Source organism: Shewanella piezotolerans WP3 (assembly GCF_000014885.1).
In the GTDB taxonomy this organism is placed as follows: Bacteria; Pseudomonadota; Gammaproteobacteria; order Enterobacterales; family Shewanellaceae; genus Shewanella; species Shewanella piezotolerans.
In genome coordinates, this window is record NC_011566.1 from 4,408,183 (window position 1) to 4,429,359 (window position 21,177).

General features: G+C 44.0%; 17 protein-coding genes and 1 pseudogene. 7 read left to right on the forward strand and 11 right to left on the reverse strand.

What is annotated here, in order from left to right; translation table 11 throughout:
• Positions 1-15 precede the first annotated feature (15 nt).
• Positions 16-663, forward strand: a complete 648-nt coding sequence (locus tag SWP_RS18755; protein WP_020914200.1) for a DUF2913 family protein — start codon at positions 16-18, stop codon at positions 661-663.
• Between the two features lie 63 nt (positions 664-726).
• Here the strand turns inward: SWP_RS18755 and SWP_RS18760 are convergent, their stop codons facing one another.
• The 4 genes from SWP_RS18760 to SWP_RS18775 all read right to left on the reverse strand — a co-directional run bounded on the left by SWP_RS18760 (position 727) and on the right by SWP_RS18775 (position 6,227).
• Positions 727-2,553, reverse strand: coding sequence for a S8 family serine peptidase (locus SWP_RS18760; RefSeq protein WP_020914201.1), 1,827 nt, complete (start codon positions 2,551-2,553; stop codon positions 727-729).
• Positions 2,554-3,088: 535 nt separating this feature from the next.
• Entirely contained in the window at positions 3,089-4,867 is a 1,779-nt protein-coding gene (locus SWP_RS18765; protein WP_020914202.1) for a flotillin family protein, read from the reverse strand.
• 35 nt (positions 4,868-4,902) lie between these two features.
• Positions 4,903-5,526 carry an OB-fold-containig protein gene (locus tag SWP_RS18770; protein WP_020914203.1) on the reverse strand — a complete coding sequence of 208 codons (624 nt, stop codon included), beginning with the start codon at positions 5,524-5,526 and terminating at the stop codon, positions 4,903-4,905.
• A gap of 152 nt (positions 5,527-5,678) precedes the next feature.
• Positions 5,679-6,227, reverse strand: coding sequence for a DsrE family protein (locus SWP_RS18775; protein ID WP_020914204.1), 549 nt, complete (start codon positions 6,225-6,227; stop codon positions 5,679-5,681).
• A 115-nt stretch (positions 6,228-6,342) separates the two neighbouring features.
• Here SWP_RS18775 and SWP_RS18780 point away from each other — a divergent pair, with 115 nt between their 5' ends.
• From SWP_RS18780 to SWP_RS18795, 4 genes are all read left to right on the forward strand, one after another.
• Complete coding sequence (locus tag SWP_RS18780; RefSeq protein WP_020914205.1) at positions 6,343-7,830, forward strand: carboxypeptidase M32; 1,488 nt, start codon at positions 6,343-6,345, stop codon at positions 7,828-7,830.
• A 132-nt stretch (positions 7,831-7,962) separates the two neighbouring features.
• On the forward strand, positions 7,963-8,442 hold the full coding sequence (locus SWP_RS18785; RefSeq protein WP_020914206.1) for a GNAT family N-acetyltransferase: 480 nt from the start codon (positions 7,963-7,965) through the stop codon (positions 8,440-8,442).
• A gap of 99 nt (positions 8,443-8,541) precedes the next feature.
• Positions 8,542-8,796: a DUF2960 domain-containing protein gene (locus SWP_RS18790; RefSeq protein WP_020914207.1), complete on the forward strand. Its 255-nt coding sequence runs from the start codon at positions 8,542-8,544 to the stop codon at positions 8,794-8,796.
• A 59-nt stretch (positions 8,797-8,855) separates the two neighbouring features.
• Positions 8,856-9,365, forward strand: coding sequence for an RDD family protein (locus SWP_RS18795; RefSeq protein ID WP_143711260.1), 510 nt, complete (start codon positions 8,856-8,858; stop codon positions 9,363-9,365).
• Positions 9,366-9,503: 138 nt separating this feature from the next.
• Here SWP_RS18795 and lptG read toward each other — a convergent pair whose 3' ends face one another.
• Both lptG and lptF read right to left on the reverse strand, forming a co-directional pair.
• Positions 9,504-10,562, reverse strand: coding sequence for an LPS export ABC transporter permease LptG (gene lptG / locus SWP_RS18800; protein ID WP_020914209.1), 1,059 nt, complete (start codon positions 10,560-10,562; stop codon positions 9,504-9,506).
• Positions 10,559-11,674 carry an LPS export ABC transporter permease LptF gene (gene lptF, locus SWP_RS18805; protein WP_020914210.1) on the reverse strand — a complete coding sequence of 372 codons (1,116 nt, stop codon included), beginning with the start codon at positions 11,672-11,674 and terminating at the stop codon, positions 10,559-10,561. Before lptF ends, lptG begins: the two co-directional genes overlap by 4 nt.
• Before the next feature lie 222 nt (positions 11,675-11,896).
• Between lptF and pepA the strand changes: the two genes are divergently transcribed.
• On the forward strand, positions 11,897-13,405 hold the full coding sequence (gene pepA, locus SWP_RS18810; RefSeq protein WP_020914211.1) for a leucyl aminopeptidase: 1,509 nt from the start codon (positions 11,897-11,899) through the stop codon (positions 13,403-13,405).
• 922 nt (positions 13,406-14,327) lie between these two features.
• On the opposite strand, the gene SWP_RS18815 is transcribed toward pepA, so the two are convergent.
• On the reverse strand, positions 14,328-14,741 hold the full coding sequence (locus SWP_RS18815) for a hypothetical protein (protein WP_020914212.1): 414 nt from the start codon (positions 14,739-14,741) through the stop codon (positions 14,328-14,330).
• 92 nt (positions 14,742-14,833) lie between these two features.
• A complete protein-coding gene (locus SWP_RS18820; RefSeq protein WP_020914213.1) occupies positions 14,834-15,211 on the reverse strand; it encodes a hypothetical protein in 378 nt (125 codons plus the stop codon).
• A gap of 123 nt (positions 15,212-15,334) precedes the next feature.
• Between SWP_RS18820 and SWP_RS18825 the strand changes: the two are divergent.
• Positions 15,335-16,487: pseudogene (locus SWP_RS18825) on the forward strand (IS110 family RNA-guided transposase).
• A 423-nt stretch (positions 16,488-16,910) separates the two neighbouring features.
• Here the strand turns inward: SWP_RS18825 and SWP_RS18835 are convergent.
• The 3 genes from SWP_RS18835 to dsbC all read right to left on the reverse strand — a co-directional run bounded on the left by SWP_RS18835 (position 16,911) and on the right by dsbC (position 21,107).
• Positions 16,911-17,369 (reverse strand): hypothetical protein, encoded by a 459-nt coding sequence (locus tag SWP_RS18835; RefSeq protein WP_020914217.1) that lies wholly within the window; start codon positions 17,367-17,369, stop codon positions 16,911-16,913.
• A gap of 857 nt (positions 17,370-18,226) precedes the next feature.
• Positions 18,227-19,951: a single-stranded-DNA-specific exonuclease RecJ gene (gene recJ / locus SWP_RS18840; RefSeq protein ID WP_044556527.1), complete on the reverse strand. Its 1,725-nt coding sequence runs from the start codon at positions 19,949-19,951 to the stop codon at positions 18,227-18,229.
• A 421-nt stretch (positions 19,952-20,372) separates the two neighbouring features.
• On the reverse strand, positions 20,373-21,107 hold the full coding sequence (dsbC, locus tag SWP_RS18845; protein WP_020914219.1) for a bifunctional protein-disulfide isomerase/oxidoreductase DsbC: 735 nt from the start codon (positions 21,105-21,107) through the stop codon (positions 20,373-20,375).
• Positions 21,108-21,177: the final 70 nt, after the last annotated feature.

The following is a 21,177-nucleotide window of genomic DNA, read 5'->3' on the forward strand; positions in this document are numbered from 1 at the left end:
CACGGCGGAGATCTCATGTCCGATATCAGTTATAACCAAGCCCTTTTAGAATTTGCTAACGCAGGTCTTGCTGCACTTGCCGAGTCAGCAGCGAGCAGTAGTAGCACCAAAACACCCGCGGCAGAGAGTCATTTTTTATGTAGCTGGATGGTTACAGCGTTAAAGAAGCGTAGTTTCTCAAAACTGATCGCTGATGATCTTACTTTTTGGATAAGACAAGCCCGCAGTATGGGAGCTGGAGCAGAGCTTAAGTTGTTGCTGCAAAAAATTAGTCAACAGTACAGCTACATTGCCAACAAACAACAAGGACTGGCAGCATCTTTAAAGGCGATGTTAGTTGAACTTGAAGCGGACGATTGGCTTATCATTACCGATCAAGAGGTCAGCAAAAAACTGAAACTCGACAGTGAAGGCCACGCAAGTTTAATCATCTCTGATGATCAATTTAGCCAGCGTATTGATGGCGATGAATTAATTAAACCCATCACACTTTATGTGCGCGCCCAAGAACCTGCTTTTTCCGCGGTGGCTTATAAGCATGATCTGCTTATCAGTGCTGGCAACAAAAAAGCCTCATTGATTAAGCACCACAAGGCTTATCAAATATGGCCGAAGAATCTACAGCCAGCACTTGCACTATTACAGCCACTCACTGCTAAATAACAATCTTATCGGATCAAAAAGGCCTGCGAAAGCAGGCCTTTTTCTATCGACTAACAGCATGCTTTAGAATGTTACGCTAATATCCGCACTGCACGTTGTAGTACCAGCATCACAAGCTTTATAGATAAACGTCCCACCACCTTTAGTGGTAATGCGGTCTGTGAATGTCGCGTTACTAAGAGATGTTCCAACAAGGTTTCCATCACGGAAAACATCAACGCTAGTGCCCGCTGCCCCACTAAATTTAAGCTCAACCGTTTTAACACCTCGGCGTTTATAGTGGGTTTCAGTTAACGTTAGACCGTCACCAGTGCCAGGTTCACCGCCGTCATCGCCACCAGCACAACCATTAGCCGTTAAGTAAGCATCTGCCGCTGCAGCATCAACAATACCGTGGCCAAAGTAAACATCATGCCCACTGGCACCACTGTCCATTGCCGAAGCATTTAATGCGGCGCGAATTTCGCTGCCCGTACACTCACTATGGTTAGACCAAACTCGCGCAGCAATACCAGATACAGCGGGTGTAGCCATTGAAGTACCGCTCATAAAACCGTAATCAGAGATGCCAATTGCAATATCAGCGTTAGCAGCCGCAATCAGCGCTGCTCTGTCTTCAAATGCTGCGCCAACAGCAGGAATAGTGGTAGCATTGGTGTCACCTAATGTTCCATAAAGCATACCGTGTTCATTATTGATTATAACGGCGCCGACACCTCCAGAGTTTTCACAATTCAATACCTTGTCATGGAAGGAGATAGCACCTCGGTCAATCATACAGACCATACCGTTAGCACCTGCATTGGTTGCTTCTGCAGTCCCCATGTAAAATACACTGCCTGATGTTGAACCTGAATTTTCCATAGCTGAGCTTGAGTAGGCTACGCCATCAGCACTCATGCTGGATGCTGTTGCCATACCAGCTGGATAGGTCGATAGTGTATCGACACCACCAGCGGCGATCTCAACACAGATACTGGTATCTGTTTTTCGTTTTTTGCCTCTACCCGTCGTACACGTTGGAAATTGCGAGAAATCAGCAATGTCGTTATTTGCATCATTGGCGCCAACCATCATTACTGAAGGGTAACCAGCAGGATATGAGCGAACACTGTTACCATCATTACCCGCTGCGGCAACGACAAGGCCACCTGCATCAGTAAAAGATTGGAATGCATTTGACTCTGTTGAGTTTGAACCGCCGCCACCTAGGCTCATGCTGATAATATTTGCGCCCGCTGCACTACATAAGTTAGCGGCGTGAGCAAGGTCGGACGAATAGCCCCAACCGTCGGCATTAAATACTTTAATAATGTGCATATCTACGCCTGGTGCCATGCCCACTACACCTACGTTATTATTTGCAGCACCCACGGTACCAGCCACGTGCGTACCATGTGGGCCACCATTTTCATTCCAGTTTCCTGTACCACTGTCAGAATTACCACTAATATTGCCCCATTCAAAGTCTTGGTTTGACGCATCTAAGCCTGAGTCAATCACACATACCTTCATACCTGCGGCATTATTGAAGCCAATATCGTTCACATTAGATTGATAAACCGCATAAGGGGTTATTTGCTGCGCCATAGGGTTTCCAACATCGTCATTGAATGACATTAACGCTCGACGTTGATCCACTTCTACTAGTTGAATGTGTGGGTTGTTAAGCAAACCTTTCACTTGTGCGAGATCTTTTCCTGAAAATGTCGCAGCAATAAAGCCATCACCATCAAGCTTTAATTCTCCACCCACCTTCTTTGCTAAGGCTTTTACAACCCCTTTTTTGCTGTTATCCACTTGAATAACATAGCGCTCATCTGCTGTTGCTGCCGCAGAGGCGCCAACAGATAGTGCTATTAAGGTCGCTGCAATTCTTGTCAATTTCATAAAGTGTTGCTCCAAAGAGGTTTGCACAAGGCTCTTTTATGGCCCAATTAATTATTAGATTCTTTAACTACAAATCCTTTAGTTGGCAGCAATACCAACTAAGTGGAACTTAAAAACCTAGCACAACCATCGCTCGCAACAATAAATTAACAAATGTAAATTTTGTAAACCCTCGTCGATATGAATAAATCTCCATATAGAAAATACTTCTCAGCCTAACTTATAATTATTTTTTTCAGGTAATTAACTAATATTCACCGATGCTCTAAGAGAATTTAAAAGGTGAATTTATTGAGTAAAAATTCAACATATTTTTTTAGAATATCTTCCTAGCACTAAAGTATTAGCGAGTAATTGGCCGCTAAATACGCTGCTAGAATTGCAGCCGAGGCTGGAGGTTACCCTGATAATGTAAGATAAACCCCATTTTATCAGCCTAATTTCAAAGCGGGTAACAGCCTTTACTACACAATACTCATTTGCTTTAGACACAAAAAAACGCCCCGAAAGGCGCTCTTTTTAGGTGGCAGAGAGTTTAGTTAAGATCCGCTGCTGTGGTTTGCTTATGGCTGTGCCCCTCGAGCGTATCAAGCTCAACCTTAGGGATATTAAGCGCTTGCTCTGTGAGGGTGTTGTTACCTTTTAGCAGTTCACTTAAGTTGCCCGTTTTAGCATCAACCAGTCCTAGCTCTTGTAGCATGGCATCAACTACAGGGCCATTAGCGCGGTAATTTAGCGCTGCAGTAGTGACTTGCTCAGCAATCCCCCCTTGTTGGCCTGCAATTTCTGTTGCACCAGTAGCATTACCGTTACCAGCGCCGTAGCCTTGTAGGATCTTAATGCCTTCAATGCTTTCCAGTGGCTTAACAGATTCCTTAATAATGTCAGGCAGCGAAGCTAAAATCGCCAGTGAGCGTTGCAGTGCAATCTGCTCATCGCTCAAAACATTTTCGGCTTCATGTAGCGCTTGCTTACCTGCAGCATCAACTGCATAGACTTTTTCATCCGCTTCTGCGCTTAACTTCTTCGCATCTGCTGCTGCTTTCGCTTCAATCAAGATCGCACTCGATCTATCTTCGGCAGCACGCTTTTCAGCTTCTGCTTCAACGGTGACTCCCACCGCCTCACGCTCCGCTTCTTTGCGCGCATCAATCACTTCAATCTCTTTACGGCGGTTAGCTTCAGCCACTTGACGAGTGGTGATAACCGCCTCTTCTTTCTCTACTTTAAGCTTTTCAGCGTCAGCGGCTTGCGCACGCGCTGCAGACTCCTCTTCAGATTTAGCGGCAACGGCAATTTGCTTGTCTTGCTCAGCCACTTCAATATCGCGTTGCTGCTGAATACGTGATTGCTCAATCGCTTTACGCTTTTCAATTTCACGGGTTTCGATATCTTTAGTTTTCTCAATCTCCGCAGTTTCAATGGCGCGCTCTTTAGCAATTTCAGCCTCGCGCTCTTCACGCGTTTTTTGCTCTTGTTGCTTTAAGATCTCCGCTTTTTGTTCAGCACGTTTAAACTCTAGCGCTTGTTGTTGCACTAGCCTTGCTTCCTCTTCCGTCTTTTCGATTTCAAGCGACTGTTTTTCAGCTTCGAGGTTACGCTGCTCTATTTTAATACGGTTTTCCTGCTCGATATCATTGGTCTCTTTACGCTTCTCTTCAATAATCTTAGCTAAGCGTGCGCGACCTTCAGCATCAAAGGCATTGTTCTCATTGAAAAATTGCAGATCTGTTTGATCGAAGCCTGTTAACGATACCGATTCCAGCTCAAGACCATTTTTCTCAAGGTCATTAGCGACATTATTTTGCACTCGCTGCACAAAGTCAGCTCGCTGTTCATGCATTTCGGTCATATTCATCTCTGCCGCCACCGCTCGCAGCACATCGACAAACTTACTTTCCATCAACTTTTTCAGCTCTTCAACTCTGGTTGTTCTGGTACCAAGTGTTTGCGCTGCCATGGATATCCCCTCTACATTGGGGGCAACCCGTAGATAGAAATCCGCTTTAACATCGACTCGCATACGATCTTTGGTTATTAAGGCATCTTTCTGGGTTTTTTCCACTTCAATACGCAAGGTATTCATATTAACTACGGTGGTTTCGTGCAATACAGGCAGCACGATAGCGCCACCATCTTTGATTATTTTCTCACCACCGAAACCCGTTCTAACAAATGCCATCTCTTTGGTGGCACGGCAATATAGTTTGGCAAAAATCATCCCTATTACCAACATACCGACAAAGACTGAGCCCGCTACTATTAAAGCGAAGCTACCACCAAATCCTGCTGCTATATCTTGTACTGGTTCCATCTATAATGTTCCTTCATTATTAACGTTATACTAATTTATGATTTAAGTTTTGCGGCGCTCCACACTCTGCCTTTTCTTTTAAGCAGCACCACTTGCGTCCCAGTCAAAAACTCAACGCCGTCTTCGTCGGGCTCCACTAATACATAGTGTTTTTGCATATAGTCATCTTTAACTAAAGCTTCGCTAGGGTTTCCTAAAACGGCTTTACCTATAGTTAATGTACCGACACAACCATTGAGGTCTTCAACAGAAACGGCTGATGATTCATTTTTTGGTAAAATACTAGCAAGCCTTCCCCCAAGAAAATGACAACTTAAAGCCATTAGCATTAGTGATATGGGCAAAGAAACAGATTGAGTTAGCAAGCTATTAAACCAGCTAAGGGAGAAGTAATTTACAGATAAGCCTGCAATGGCGAAGCTAACGAGTGCCAATACAAACCAAATGAGCAGCGGCAAACGACTAATGCACAACCAACCAGCGAGTCCGGTGACTCCGCCGACATCATTGCCTGCATCATTAGGCGCCCAATCATCGAGCAGCCCCAAGAAGCTGGCTCCTATGACAAGAGATAAGCTTTCAACAATGCCGAGTATGCCAACAATACATAACGAGATGACATAGGGTAAGTTTTCTTGGCTTAATAGAAATGAAACCATTAAATCCTCCATGAACACAATTTATCCGCATAATCCTGTGCGGCGTAAGGCTTCGCTGCCTTACAATGTGGCTAACTACATAATTTAAAATAATTTATGTACTATTCAGCATACCAAACTTTGCCCCTTAGCCAAACTAAAAAATCCACAGCTTAAAAAGGATTCAAGCTGTAGCCCTCTTTAGCTGCAATGGCGTGAGCTGTCATCGCAGACAATGCCATATCAACTCCTGGTAATAATTGCTGTAGCGAAACATCATAATAAGCAGCGCTTTGACCGCACAAATTAAACTTAACCCCAAGCTTTGACAGTTGGTTTATCAACTCTGCATTGATGTTAGGCAGAGCTTGAGTTGATTGATAGAATTTGTCCTGGGTAAAATCTTTGACGGCACTGCCGTGGACCACCATCATCAAGTCGATATCATCGAGTGCGACTCCGTTGCTGACATGCATGTTGATAAAACGCGCCAGCGAATCCAAACTGCGGTTAACTTTTCCTGGCTCAGCGGCTTTACTCATGTCGAATACCACTTTGAATTGCATCTCTTTGGGTATGGTTACGCTAGTCTCAACCTCAGCTATTTTGCCGTATTGAGGCAATACAGTTCCCGGTTTAAATGCTTCACTCCCCGCCATCAAATTAAAACTACACAGCAGCATACTGGCTGCAATAAGACTCTTTCCCTGAGCTTTGCTCATTATTATCTCCTTTTTACTTACTGCACTTGCAATATAAATAATCGATTTAGTAGCGCTTATTTGCCATTGAACTTCATGCTAGCATAGCGAGATTATTCATCTTTAGCTGACCTTTATGAACCAGCCTACTAACAAAAACTATCAATTGCTTTGTAGCCACTTTCAAAGCATTAGCCACTTCGAACATTTAAGCGCCCTTGGAGATTGGGATCAAGCTGCAATGATGCCTATTGGCGGTGGCGAGGCGCGAGGCGCGGCCATGGCAGAACTTGCTAAACATATTCACTCGCTGAAGACTGCGCCCATGCTAGAGCAAACTATTGCAGCTGCAGAGCTAGAAGCGTTAACCGCCCAACAGCAGGCCAACCTTCGAGAGATCCGTTATCAATATCAACAAGCGAACATCGTACCAGGAAGCCTTGTTGAAGCTAAAACTAAAGCCGCATACAAGTGCGAGCAAGCTTGGCGAGAGCAGCGAAGTCAAAACGACTGGCAAGGCTTTAGACCTAACCTTGAAAATGTACTCGCACTCGCAAAAGAGGAGGCGCAGATCCGTGCAGAAGCCCTCAACATCTCGCCTTACGATGCGCTATTGGATAAGTTTGAGCCAGGGATGACATCAACAAGGCTTGAACATATATTTGGTGGTTTAAAAAGCTGGTTACCTGGATTGATTGAACAAATTCAAGAAAAGCAACGACATCAAGATCGTTTTCAGATCCCTCATGCCTCTAGTGATGCCCAAGCACTGTTAAGTCGTGATGTAATGACATTACTACAGTTTGACTTTAATCATGGCAGGCTCGATACCAGCAGCCACCCATTTTGTGGCGGCGTTGCCAGTGATGTTCGCCTAACAACTCGTTATGATGAAGCGGACTTTACCAGCGGCTTGATGGGGGTTGTGCACGAGACAGGTCATGCTAAATATGAGCAAGGCTTACCGCTAAAATGGCGCGGTCAGCCCGCTGGTGTTGCGCGCTCAATGGCTATCCACGAAAGCCAGAGTTTGTTCTGCGAGATGCAACTTGGCCGTGGTAGTGCGTTTCTCAAACAGCTACAGCCGATGTTACAACAACGCTTGGATTGCAATTTAAGCCACGAGCAGTTACTTAATATCTACTCTCGAGTCACACCAGGACATATCAGAGTCGATGCCGATGAAGTCACTTATCCTTGCCATATTCTGCTGCGCTTTGAAGCAGAGAAAGCCTTAGTCGGCAATCAACTTGCAGTTGCCGACCTCCCCGATTTTTGGTCGGCGCAGATGCAGTCCCTTTTAGGAATCAATACCGATGGCGACTACAAGAACGGTTGCATGCAAGATATTCACTGGGCTGTTGGTGAAATGGGCTACTTTCCTAGCTACACCTTAGGCGCTATGTATGCAGCTCAATTTAGGGTAGCAATGGAGCAGCAATTAGGTTCAATGGAGTCGCTTGTCGCAAGTGGACATTTATCATCGGTGACGGGTTGGCTTGAACATAATATTTGGTCGAAAGGCAGTTTATTGACCACCGATGAATTGGTTCAACAGGCTACGGGAGAGACACTCAACCCTGAGTATTTCAAGAAGCATCTTTTACAAAGGTATGGCGCTTAAGCAGTGCAAGCTAATACCGCATTGGCTTAAAAGGGAATAACCATTTCTTTACCAATGCGTTTTGAATTGAAAAGACTGAGGAGCTCTGAACTGCTCAAATACTTAATGCAATTGGTATAACAGGATAAATCGATGAAGTTACGCAGTATTGAAACAGTTGATTGGCCGAGTATTCTTGAGATCCAGCTTGAATGCTACCCTCAAATAGAGCCTGAATCATTAGCAGTATTACAGAGTAAATGGCGAGCATCACCTAAGTCTTGCTTTAGTCTAGAGATTGACAACAAAGTTGCAGGCTACTGTTTGGCGCACCCTTGGATACTCGGGTTTCCACCGACCTTAGAACAAGAACTCGGGCCCATTACCACTACTGATACCCTTTATCTACACGATATTGCACTGTCGGCTAAGGCTCAAGGTAAAGGAGCTGGCGGTCTGATCCTAGATCAACTTATGCAATTCGCCAAGATTCATGGGTTTAGCAACATTAGCTTGGTTGCCGTACAGGGTGCTGATCGTTATTGGCAACGACAAGGCTTTAAAGTGCAGGAGATTGATAAAGATCTTAGCGATTACCCTGCCGATGCCTGTTATATGGTTTATACCTTGTAGCCGAGATTTGCTATCATAGCGATAATTAACCTCAACTTGCTCCAGACTGCATTTTGAGGCTGCTTGGGCTTACACCCAATTTAAAATGAGAAGATCAATATGGCCGTAAGAATCACCTATAAGTTCAAAGGCAAAGCAAAAGAGATTAACTTTGCCTACGACAAATTTCATGACATCTATGAAGCAGTGGCTGCAGAGGAAGGCGTAGATTTAACTCGCTACCATATGATGGAACAGCAAGTTGAAATGACATCTAAAGGCTCATCAGCCGTAAGGGATTTCCGTAATAAGGAGTTTGCTAGATTTGGTTTTAGCGATATCTATTACATAAAAGATGACCCTAAAGCGCGTTAACCAGTTAAACGCTTCCCTGGAAACTAACCAATTGAGTGATATTAATGACAGCAAACTCTATGCCTAATAGCGATCATGCCAACTTTCCACGCGCTGGGTTTTTCAAACGCTGCGGCGCAATTATTTACGATCTATTGCTAGCAGTCGCCGTTTATATGATCGCAGGTGCGATTGGTTTTGGCATTTTCACCGCACTGGTTGCAGGCGGACTAATCGACATAACGGGCTATGAACATGTGTCCGATGCACTTAATGCCGTCCCTTTGTATAAAGGGATCTACCAATTCTGGATCGCGCTATGTGTAGGCTTGTTCTACATCAGCTTCTGGAGCTACGGTGGTCAGACACTTGGTATGCGCGCTTGGAGACTAAAGATCCAGCATCCAAATGGTCAGAATCTCAGCATGGTCACTGCTGCTGCAAGACTTGTTTGGTCGCTCTTAGGTATAGGTAACTTGTGGATATTGATTAATGGCGACAAGCTTGCACTGCAAGATATGATGACCCGATCTGAAGTGGTGGTATTATCTAAAGAGGCAAATCAGATGCGTAACTGGCGTGGTGTTTAATCGCTAATATACTTGCTAGATACTTGCTAGATACTTGCTAGATACTTGCTAGATACTTGCTAGATACTACTGAAAAAGCCAATAAACTGACCACTAGTTTATTGGCTTTTTATTGCCTACTTTCTAAGGGTTAGACCTTTATTTACGGATATAGTACAGCGCACCGGCACTGAATATCAGTGCTGGCATCCCGGCACTTATAAATGCAGGTAAGCCGTAAACAATACTCAGCGGTCCAAACACTTCACTGCATATATAGAAACTAAAGCCAGCAACGACCCCTAGCAGCACTCGCGCTCCCATGGTCACCGTTCGCAGTGGACCAAATACAAAGGAGAGTGCAACTAACATCATTACCGCAATGGTCACCGGCTGCATAAGCTTGCGCCACAATGCTAATTCATAACGCGCTGACGCTTGCTTGTTATTTTTAAGATAGTCTAAATAATCCAGCAAGCCTTCGATAGATAGTGACTCTGGCTTCACCGATACAACACTTAACTTCTCAGGTGTCAAAGACGATATCCATTTATCCTCATCGAGGTTGGTCAGCACCACTTGTTCGCTCTTTAGTGACGTTCTTCTAACATCATAGAGCTGCCAAAACTTTCCCATATATTTAGCGGTTTCAGCATGTACAGTGCTGGTAAGGTTAGTGGTATCGTCAAATTCATACAAAGTAATATCACGTAAATTATTGCTATCGACAACGCCGCCAATATTGACAAACAAATCGCCATCTTTGGCCCAAACTCCGCGAGTAGACTCAATCAAACTACCGCCTGAGATCTGCGTTCGCTGGATCTCTTTCGCTCGCACTTCGGCAACAGGCGCAACATACTCCGACAGTAGCATGACTAAAATCATCAAAGGTATCGCTGTTTTCATCGCCGACAACGCTATTTGCAAGCGCGATAAACCGGATGATTGCATCACCACTAATTCAGAATTAGATGCCAGCATTCCCATGCCCGTGAGCGCCCCAAGCAACACCGCCATCGGGAAGAACATCTCAATATCACGAGGGATCAGAAACAATACATAGATCCCAGCATCCATCATGCTATAAGTGCCTCGTCCCACTAGGCGCAGCTGGTCGACCCACTTAATAATCCCTGACAGGCCTGTCAATATAAGCAGTGACAAAGAGGAACTACTGATAAGAACCTTAGCGATATAAAGATCTAAAATCCTCATGAGCACTCCGCCTTTTTCCGCTTAAATACGCCAGAAAGTTTTGCACCAGTAGGCCGCTCTTTTCCGAGCAATAATAACCCTATCAACAAGGCGGAGGCATGGATCCACCACATGCCAAGAAACTCCGGAATTACCCCGTCCTCCAATGATTTACGGCCTGCTACCATCAGTCCGAAGTAACCTAAATAAAGCAAAATAGCAGGGAACATCTTAGCGAACTTACCCTGACGGTTATTAACCCGAGCCATAGGTACTGCAATTAAAGTCATCAATGGAATTGCGAGTGGTATCGCGAGTCGCCAATGGAATTCTGCAGTCGCTTCTGGCGTATCGATATCCATCAACTGATCAATGGGCAATGCCGAAAGCTTACGTCTGCGCTCTCCCGCCTCTTGATCTTTAATTTCCATTTGATATCCGCCAAACTCGACCACCTGATAATCAACACGTCTTGGGCTGCCCTGGTACTGAACCCCGTCTTCCAATTGTAATCTTTGCCCACCCGTTGCGTCTTCAACCACCTTGCCTGAACGTGCAACTACAACATTAGCTAGGCCTGTTTCATCATCAGGATCCGGAAGCTGAGCAACAAATACCTTATCAAGCTTATTGTCTCGACCAATACGTTCCACAAATAGTACCGCACGGCCATTAGGGCTAGTTTGGAAACGACCTTGGGTTAATGCAGCGATGCCCGCCTCAGACTGGGCGTGCTCCAACACTTGGTTCTGCCGCTCTTCAGCCCAAGGGGTAACATAAATGGACAAAAAGCCGGTGAAAATCATATTAACCACAGCCAGCAGCAAAGTGACTCGGGTGATATACCATTCACTGATGCCGACACCGTGCAAAATAACCATCTCATTTTCAGAGTACATACGCCCATGAGCCAGCAAAATACCTAAAAATAGACTGAGGGGCAGCACTAAAACAATTAAAAACGGCATGTTGAGCCCTAGCAATGTCATCACTAGGGAAGCGGGAAATTCGCCATCAGAGGCGTCTGCAAGCACACGCACGAAATGTTGGCTAATAAAAATAGCTAACAGCACCAAAAGTACCGCTATTTGGGCCTTTAAAACTTCTCGAATCAAGTATCTAAATACAATCACAGGTAGGATCCTGTCTCTAAACTTTGAATTATGCTGGTATCAATACAACTTTCATGTAAACTGTCTACTTTTAGTAGTTTTGTAACCAACAATTGCATAACATGGCCAGGAAAACACCTGAAAAATCTATTTTAGGGTGCGCCATATTCAGGCCCTTTTTGGGCACAAGCAGACATTATCTAATAAATAATAAAATTTGTCTTTAAGAATCTAGGAGAGCTCATGGAGTTTAGCGTAAAGAGCGGTAGCCCAGAGAAGCAACGCTCAGCTTGTATCGTCGTAGGTGTATACGAGCCAAGACGCTTGTCCGGTATCGCCGAACAGTTAGATAAGATCAGTGAAGGTTACATCAGTAACCTACTTCGTCGTGGCGATTTGGAAGGTAAGCCAGGACAGATGTTATTACTGCATCATGTGCCTAACGTATTAAGCGAACGGGTACTTTTGGTCGGTTGTGGTAAAGAGCGTGAACTTGATGAACGCCAATACAAGCAAATTATCACTAAGACCATTAATACCCTAAACGAAACAGGTTCAATGGAAGCTGTTTGTTTTCTTACCGAATTACACGTAAAAGGTCGCGATACATACTGGAAAGTACGTGAAGCGGTCGAAAGTACACAAAACAGCTTATACAGTTTTGATGCGCTTAAGACACGTAAAGGCGAAACTCGTCGTCCACTACGTAAGTTGGTGTTTAACGTACCCACTCGACGTGAGCTAACGGTTGGCGAACGCGCGATTGAGCATGGTATGGCTGTATCAGCTGGTATGCACCTTTGTCGCGACGTGGCAAACATGCCGCCAAACATCTGTAACCCCGCTTACCTTGCATCACAAGCTCGTCAAATCGCTGAAAATACTGAGAACCTCACAGTAACAACGGTTGGCGAAGAGCAGATGGAAAAGCTAGGAATGAACTCATACCTAGCAGTAGGCCGTGGTAGTGATAACGAATCAGTTATGACTATCATGGAATACAAAGGCGCTGTTGATAATACTCAAAAACCAATTGTACTTATCGGTAAAGGGCTAACCTTCGATTCAGGTGGTATTTCACTTAAACCAGGCGAAGGCATGGATGAGATGAAATACGATATGGGCGGCGCAGCAGGTGTTATCGGTGCGATGAAAGCACTGTGTGACATGCAGCTCCCCATCAACGTCATCGGCGTACTTGCCGGCTGTGAAAACATGCCATCGAGTAATGCATATCGTCCAGGCGACATCTTAACCACTATGTCAGGTCAAACGGTTGAAGTGCTAAACACTGATGCTGAAGGTCGATTAGTATTATGTGACGTATTAACTTACGTTGAGCGTTTTGATCCTGAATTAGTGGTTGATACGGCAACCTTAACCGGCGCATGTGTTATTGCACTGGGTAAGCACGCATCAGGTCTATTCTCTGGTCATAACCCGCTTGCACATGAGCTACTTAATGCTGGTGAGCAAAGTGGTGACCGCGCTTGGCGCATGCCATTATGGGATGAGTACCAAGAGCACTTAGAGAGCCCATTTGCTGATATGACTAACTTAGGTGGTCGTCCAGCAGGTTCTATTACTGCGGCTTGCTTCCTATCTCGCTTCGCGAAAAAGTATAACTGGGCACATTTAGATGTGGCAGGTACGGCTTGGAACAGCGGTGCAAATAAAGGTTCTACAGGTCGCCCTGTACCATTATTGACTCAGTTCTTAATCAACCGTGCAGGCGTTGATCAAGGCGAGTAATTTGCTTTAGCGAAAGCGACTTGTCTAGCATTGCTAGACAAAATAAAAGCCAGTTGTTAATTCAACTGGCTTTTTTAATGCTTTGTGTTTTTGGTCATGAGAAGTGAAACACGTTTTTGGACAGGTATTAGGTAGGCTGAGGAGCCGAAAGATCAGTATCGAGGTTAAGCGGAAATATAGCAGTTAAGCACCATTCAACTGCCTTGAGCTTTTGCAAGCCGCCGTGAATATATCCCTATAGGCTCTACTAAATCATCCATGATTTAGAAGCTTGCACAGCCCAATTCAGATGAATACTTGCAAGTCGATGGTAGTCGTTAACTCATTATTGGACAAAAGTTTGTTGGTGCTTAAAGCACTTCTGCATCTAAAAGCCAAACCAATCAAACTTCGTTTGATATAAGATCGTGGCGCTTCGCCCACACCCGAGCCAAGGGGCAAAGCGCTTGCGCCCCTTAACAATCCCTCAGCGCCCCAAACGAAGTTGTCTTCCTCATACTTATTCGAAATAGCCTAGCGCTTCCGATGGGACATCCTGTCCCGCGAAAGCTATGCCAAGTTCGTGTGGGCATTACGGCTATTTCTTCAACGCACTTCGGTAACTTCGATGGGGAGTGGGTGTATTGGCTGAGTCTGTAATGGCTGTTAGTCACTAGATATCAGCCTAACGGGCAAGCTCATTATTGGACAAAAATTGGTTAGAGCAAGGAGTCTAAAGCTAGGGCGTGGGATGAGGAAAAATATGGTTCTCAAATAAAGTTTACTCTGCCCCACATATCCCTGAAATCAACGACAGCCATTAGGGAAAGTATGGAAAGTGGATATACGTCAACGCCCATTTAAGGGGCTGATAATAGTTTGCTAAAATTGTGAAGCGAAGCGGAACTGAGCAAACTGTAAAAAGTCCCGCTTTAATTGCTTGTTAGCTGTACTTTTCTCCAGACCAAAAATACTGTTCTACTTCAATTGGTTCGCAAGGAGAATCTTGTTCATTGATATCAAAATCAATATTGTAGAACCCACCACCTGCTTGATGACTGCCCCATAAAACAAGTTTATTTGTAAAGAGATCTTTTAAGAATCCAGTAATTTCAGCCGAAACTTGTTTATCTCTCTCTTCCTTACTTATAGTTTGGTCATAACATGCGGCATGCCAATGAGTAAAATTACCTACCATTACGATAATTTCATCTAGATCATCTTCCAATTCAATGTCACCAATGCAGTCATTAGGTCCTTTAATGATTAAAGTATCATTACTTTCATTCATAAAGTATTTAAGTGAAGGGAACTCGTTTCGAATATTTCCCTCAACTACTTGTAACAACATATCCATCCCTGTACTGCTAATGGGCTGATAATAGTTTGCTAAAATGTGTAGCGAAGCGAAACCGAGCAAACTGTTAGCAGTCCCGATTTAAATTCTTGTTATGTTGTGACATTAACCATTGTTTTATTTGATATATTTAGTGCAAAAACTACAATACAACCAGTAATTACTACAGCAATCAAATCTTGCCAATCAAAGGTACCTGTTCCTAAAGTGGGCTGCATCACCTCATATATTACACAACCAACCATTACCCCAAATGCTGAGGTGGGAGCTTTTTTGAAAGATTCTTTTGATAGCCCTATTAAAAGAAAAATCGCAGTAATTGTCCCAGTAATACTTGGTAAATAGTTAGCCAAGCCAAAATCTGCTATTTGATTGGAATAAACCCAATCACGATAATATGTATCACCTATATGGGTTAAAACTAGAAAGATAACTCCAGTTATAATAAATACTATTCGAATATTAATCATACTTTTCTTAGCAACATAGACATAATGACTCCCCACAAAAGGTGCTGATCTCCAATCAATCGTGGGTTAGCTGAAAGCCAGAGCCATAATAGTTTTGTTAAAGAAACTAAATCGGAGATCAGCATGAATAAACATAACATACTTTTTATTGGCCTTGATACACATAAAGAATTTGTAGAAATTGCTTATATTGAAGATCAAAGAGGAGCGCAAGCGGTTCATTTTGGACGAGTTTCAAGTGCGAAAGCCTCTATCACTAAACTGGCTAGGCAGTTTCAATCTAAGTACCCAGAAGCAACCTTACACTTTGTGTATGAGGCTGGCCCCTGCGGTTACTGGATCTACGATTGCTTACCAGCCTAGGTCACTGTTGCTATGTTATAGCCCCTTCACTTATTCCCAAAAAACCTGGTGAGAAAATTAAAACCGATAAACGTGATGCGCTTAAATTAGCAAAGCTGCTTAAGTCGGAAGATCTTAGCGCGATTTATGTTCCAGAGCCTGAAGATGAAGCTATCCGCGATTTATCTCGTGCTCGTGAGACCGCGATGAAAGATTTAAAAGATGCCAAATACCAGCTTAAAGCGCTTCAGCTAAGAAACAATATTAACTACAGAGGCACTGCTAACTGGTCGCTAAAGCACTTACGCTGGCTGACTGAACTGATATTGCCGCACCCGAGTCAACAGATTGTCTTGCAAGAATACTTACAAACCATTTCAGAGCGGATCGCGAGGCTAAAACGGCTAGACAATGAACTTGAGCATCACGTTAAAAAGTGGCGTTACTATCCGGTCATCAAAGCCATACAAGCATTACGTGGAGTGAGGTTACTGGTTGCTGCAGGTGTCATTGCTGAGTTGGGAGACTTAACTCGCTTTGATCATCCCCGAAAACTAATGAGTTATGTAGGCCTAGTTCCATCGGAACACTCAAGTGGTGGAAAGCGGCATTTGGGTGCGATAACGAAATGCGGCAATGGTCGAGCAAGACGGCTATTAGTCGAAGGGGCTCACTCCTATCGCTACCCCGCTAAGATCTCAAGCGAGATGCAAATAAGACAAGAAGGTTTACCGAAAGAAATCATTGATATTGCATGGCAAGCGCAGCTTAGGCTTTGTCGTCGATACCAAAACTCATGTACAAAGGTAAACATAACAACGTAGTCGTGACAGCCATAGCCAGAGAAATGATTGCTTATATTTGGGCGATTTCACGAGAAGTGGTACTGACAAAAGTTAACCCTAAACTACGGTTGTCGAGAGTACCTGCATGATAAACGATTTTGAGCTAATACAGTGGGTCAAGCATCGGATGTGACACGATCACCGAGGGCGTTAGGATGGCAATACGGTTAACTCTGTATTGAACCACGAACATAGACTGAAGACAGGTGTCACGACGCCATAATTAATAACAAAAGGTAAGGTAGGCGCTGCTTATTGAAAGATAAGTAATCCACGGATATCAGCATGACAACCGACGAAATTACTTGCTTCATCGACTGTGTTAGCTCAATCCAATTTAGTCAAAAGAGCAAAAGCAGGCTTAAATATTTAGGCCGAAATAGTGATGTTCTGCTTGACGTGGGGAGTCATACCAACGCCCTAATAATGGGCAAAAAATTGTTGGCTAAAATGTTGAGGAACGAAAACAGCCAACTGTTTTTTGTCCTTATTAATTAGCTTGTTAGGGCTATTTACACTGAACTGTAACTAGCAATTATTTTGTTAAAACCAGCTACTGAATCTACTTCATGCTCAGCCAAAAACTGTCCAGATATATGACTAATTTTACTTCCTGACTGAACTCGGAAGTAGCTATTGATATATTTTATTTTATGCCTGAACAATGTTCTTATGATGAACTCCAGTTTTAAACCTTCTATTTCTGATTTTTGATGAATCGTTCTTTCGACATCCTGACTTGGCTCCGAAAGCATTTTGAAACCAAAAGGCAGTTCTTTAATGAAATATTTTAATGAGCGCTCAATATAGTTTTCTATTGAAGGAGCTTGTTCTGAATTGTAAATATCAATCGTATAGTACCCTTCATTTGGGCATTCTATCGTTATTGCCCTGATAAGATCATCGTTATCATCGTCGATGACTTCCCAAGAATCAGGATACTCAAAACATACTCCATTATGTTGATACATACTCAAAATCCTAGATAGCCCTAACATTTGTATACACGCCTTGCGCGTTTACCAGGTTAGAGCAGTCAAAATGTATGCACTTAAACGTCTGATTTATAATAACTTTCAACGGTTAGTCCAAATACACCTTCTGGAAAAACGAGAATGCACACTTTGTTTGCCTCGTATCTCCTGCAAAACGAGCAAGCGCGTTTTTAGTTACTTGAATTTACAATTCTTTTTATTTTAGCTCAATAGCAAACCGCGAACTGATTGCGCATAATTTGGTGATTATCCGCACAAAACCAATAATACTGTATAAAAACACAAACACTGCTCTTTCCGACTGATGAGAAAAATATTGCAAAGAGGTTATTGCTGTATTGGACTAATTGCTGGCGTAAACTCATTTTGGGGCATAAATGCGTTAGCTGCTGACCAAAGTGGTTCCAATGACCTGCGGTCAGCGTATGTGCAGACGCAACTGAGGCTCGCTTTGCGCCGTCTGACCTCCAAGGATGGAGGAAATGCCAAATTCTGTAAGGAACAGAATTGCTCCTGAAACCGAAGGCCTCAGCCGGACTACACTGAGTTTGAAAAGCGCAAACTATCTGCATTTGAGTTATCAGCCTTCAAATAAGAAATAGCTATCTCTCAGTAAACATCGTGGCTTAAATACATTAACCAAACGTCCAGATTCAGATCTCCCCCGTTGGAAATTTCGCTTTTTAAATTTCGCCGGGGCGCTGAGGGATATCCAAAAGGGGGGCAAGCGCTTTCCCCTTTTTGGTCTGGTGTGGGCGAAGCGCCACGACTTTGATCTAGATTTTGACTTTAACTTTAAAGCTAAAAGCTAAAAGCTGATTTCCCAGCCCAAACTACTTTGGCGCTATCTGATCCACCATCAACTGCAAGGTTTGATTACCTCTAAACTCGTTCACATCCAGCTTATAAACAATCTCGGCATGTTGAATGCTCGCATCAGGCCAAGTTTTCAGGTCAACATTAAACGCGATAGCATCCAGCATCACTTGGCCGCACTCGGTCTCTAACACTAGCTTTAAATGCTTCTCACCAACAATTCGTTGTTGGATGATCCTAAAGTGACCATCAAACAGTGGCTCAGGGAAGTTTTGCCCCCATGGGCCTGCTGCGCGGAGCTCTGCTGCTAAAGGCAAAGTAAATTGATCTGGCGTCAGCTCACCATCGGAAACCAATTCACCAGTCAGTAGCTCTGGCGCCAAAATGTCACGAATCGCTTTATCGTATGCATCAGCAAACAACGCAAACTGCCCCGCTTTTATTGATAGGCCAGCAGCCATCGCATGACCACCAAACTTAAGAATAAGCCCTGGATGGCGACTGTTGATGAGCTCTAAAAGGTCGCGCATGTGCAAACCTTTGATAGAACGAGCTGAACCTTTTATTTGACCATCTCCCGCATCGGCGAATGCGATAACAGGACGATGATACTTATCTTTAATGCGTGAGGCTAAAATGCCGATAACCCCTTGGTGCCAATCAGCTTGAAACAGTGCAATTCCCCAAGGAAGCTCGGATTCGTTTAACTCAACACTTTCAAGACTCTTAAGCGCTTCCTGTTGCATCTCAGTTTCTAAATCGCGCCGCTCTGCATTTAAGCTGTCGAGCTCAGATGCCATTCTTCGAGCTAGCATGATGTCTTCACACAGGAGTGTTTCAACACCTAATGCCATCTCATCCAAACGCCCTGCAGCATTAAGCCTTGGGCCGACTGCAAAGCCAAAATCAGAGGCGACGATACGTGACGGAGTACGTTTAGCCACTTCCAGTAACGCGGTGATCCCCACTCGACAACGCCCCGCTTTCACTCTTTGCAGCCCCGCTTCAACCAAGATGCGGTTATTGGTATCAAGCGATACCACATCAGCAACCGTGCCTAAGGCTACGATATCGAGTAAGTGACCTAGATTTGGCTCGTTGATACCTTGTTGTTGGTACCAGTCACGCTGTCTTAATTCTGCACGCAGTGCTGACATCAAATAAAACGCTACGCCAACCCCCGCAATAGATTTACTGGCAAATTCACAACCGTGCTGGTTAGGATTAACAATCGCATCAGCATCAGGTATAGACTGGCCAGGCAGATGATGGTCGGTGATAACAACGGTCATCCCCAATGCTTTAGCCGCGGCGACGCCCTCAATTGATGAGATACCATTATCAACTGTAATGATGAGTTGAGCCCCTTTTTGCGCTGCTACAGCGACAATCTCGGGACTCAGTCCATAGCCATAATCAAATCGATTGGGGATCAAGTAATCTATATTGTTAGCGCCCATCATTTTTAGCGCCAACATACATACGCTGGTTGAGGTGGCTCCATCGGCATCAAAGTCACCCATGATCAGAATCGATTTCTGCGCTGCAATCGCGTCTGCGACAATTTCTGCGGCTTGGGTCACTCCCAACATGGTATTGGGCCTAAGTAGTTTACCTAGGCTCAATTCACATTCATTTGCACTCACACCACGGCTGGCATATATCTGTTTTAACAGTGGAGATAAAGAGTTAGGTAAATGGCTATCATCGACTTTTGAGCGGCGAACTATCTTATGGATCACAGGGCTGACTACCTTTAAACAATGAGTCCTGCCAGCATAGCAAAGACTGCTAATAAAGGCTTGCTCTTCACTCTCTTTAGCAGGCACAAAAAAGGTGAGCCGAGGCTCACCTTTTTTACTAGGGGCTGTTGATCTTTCGAGCTTAGTTTTTGTTCGATTCTTTACCGTAAGGAATAATGCTTCTAACACAAGGCTTGAGCGATAAAGCTTAGCCGGCTAAGTGAAAAGCTCATAACACATTCTAGTCATAAAAGAATAGAAGCATTGAATCGAACCCAAAGGGCCGCGTTTCTTGGCTATTTTTACTGTGTTGTAGACTACTTGTGGAGAATAACTAAACGGCATAGCCTCCGCCTTGTCAAAATAGCCAATAAACTGCGGCAAAAACAACCGTGAAAGACCAACAGCCCCTAATTAATTATTACTCTGCGGCTGCAGCATCTAGCACTCTTAATAGATCTTTAGGCGGTTGGTAACCTGGGATCAAGCTGCCATCCTCAAGCACGATTGCAGGTGTTCCATTAATACCAAAGGTTTGGCCAAGATTATATTGCTCTGCAATTTTCGCATCACACTTAGCCACTTTAACTGACTTCCCCGACTTAGCATCAGTCATCGCTTGCAATGGATCGGCAGCGCACCAAACAGCTTCCATCTCGTCAGCATTAGCTGATGGAATACCTGCTCGTGGGAATGCTAAGTATCTAACTGTAATGCCGAGATCGTTATATTCATCCATTTGATTATGTAACTTGCGGCAGTAACCACAATCAACATCAGTAAACACCGTAACAACATGCTTTTCATTCTTGGCTTTATAAACCAACATGTTCTTCTCAAGAGGTTTCATCATGTCAATACGTGGACCTGACATCGCTGCTTCGGTTAGGTTCTTCATGCCTTTATCTAAGTCATAAAGATTTCCGTGCAACAGCTTAGTACCATCTTTACTAATATACAGCACACCACGATTGGTTAGGGCTTCATACAAACCAGGAATTGGCGACTCTTTCAGCGACATCACATCTACGCTTAATGTATCAGACAACTTCTGTTTTATCGCCGCAGTGTCATCACTTTGGGTATTTGACCCGGCAAGGGCTGCAGGGGCTATGACCATTGCAATGATCAAAGAAAATGCTCGGGTGAACTTCATTGGATATCCTATTCTACGTTACGGTCTATTAAAGGGTATAAGGATTAGACCTAGTCTGGAGCTGAAAAGT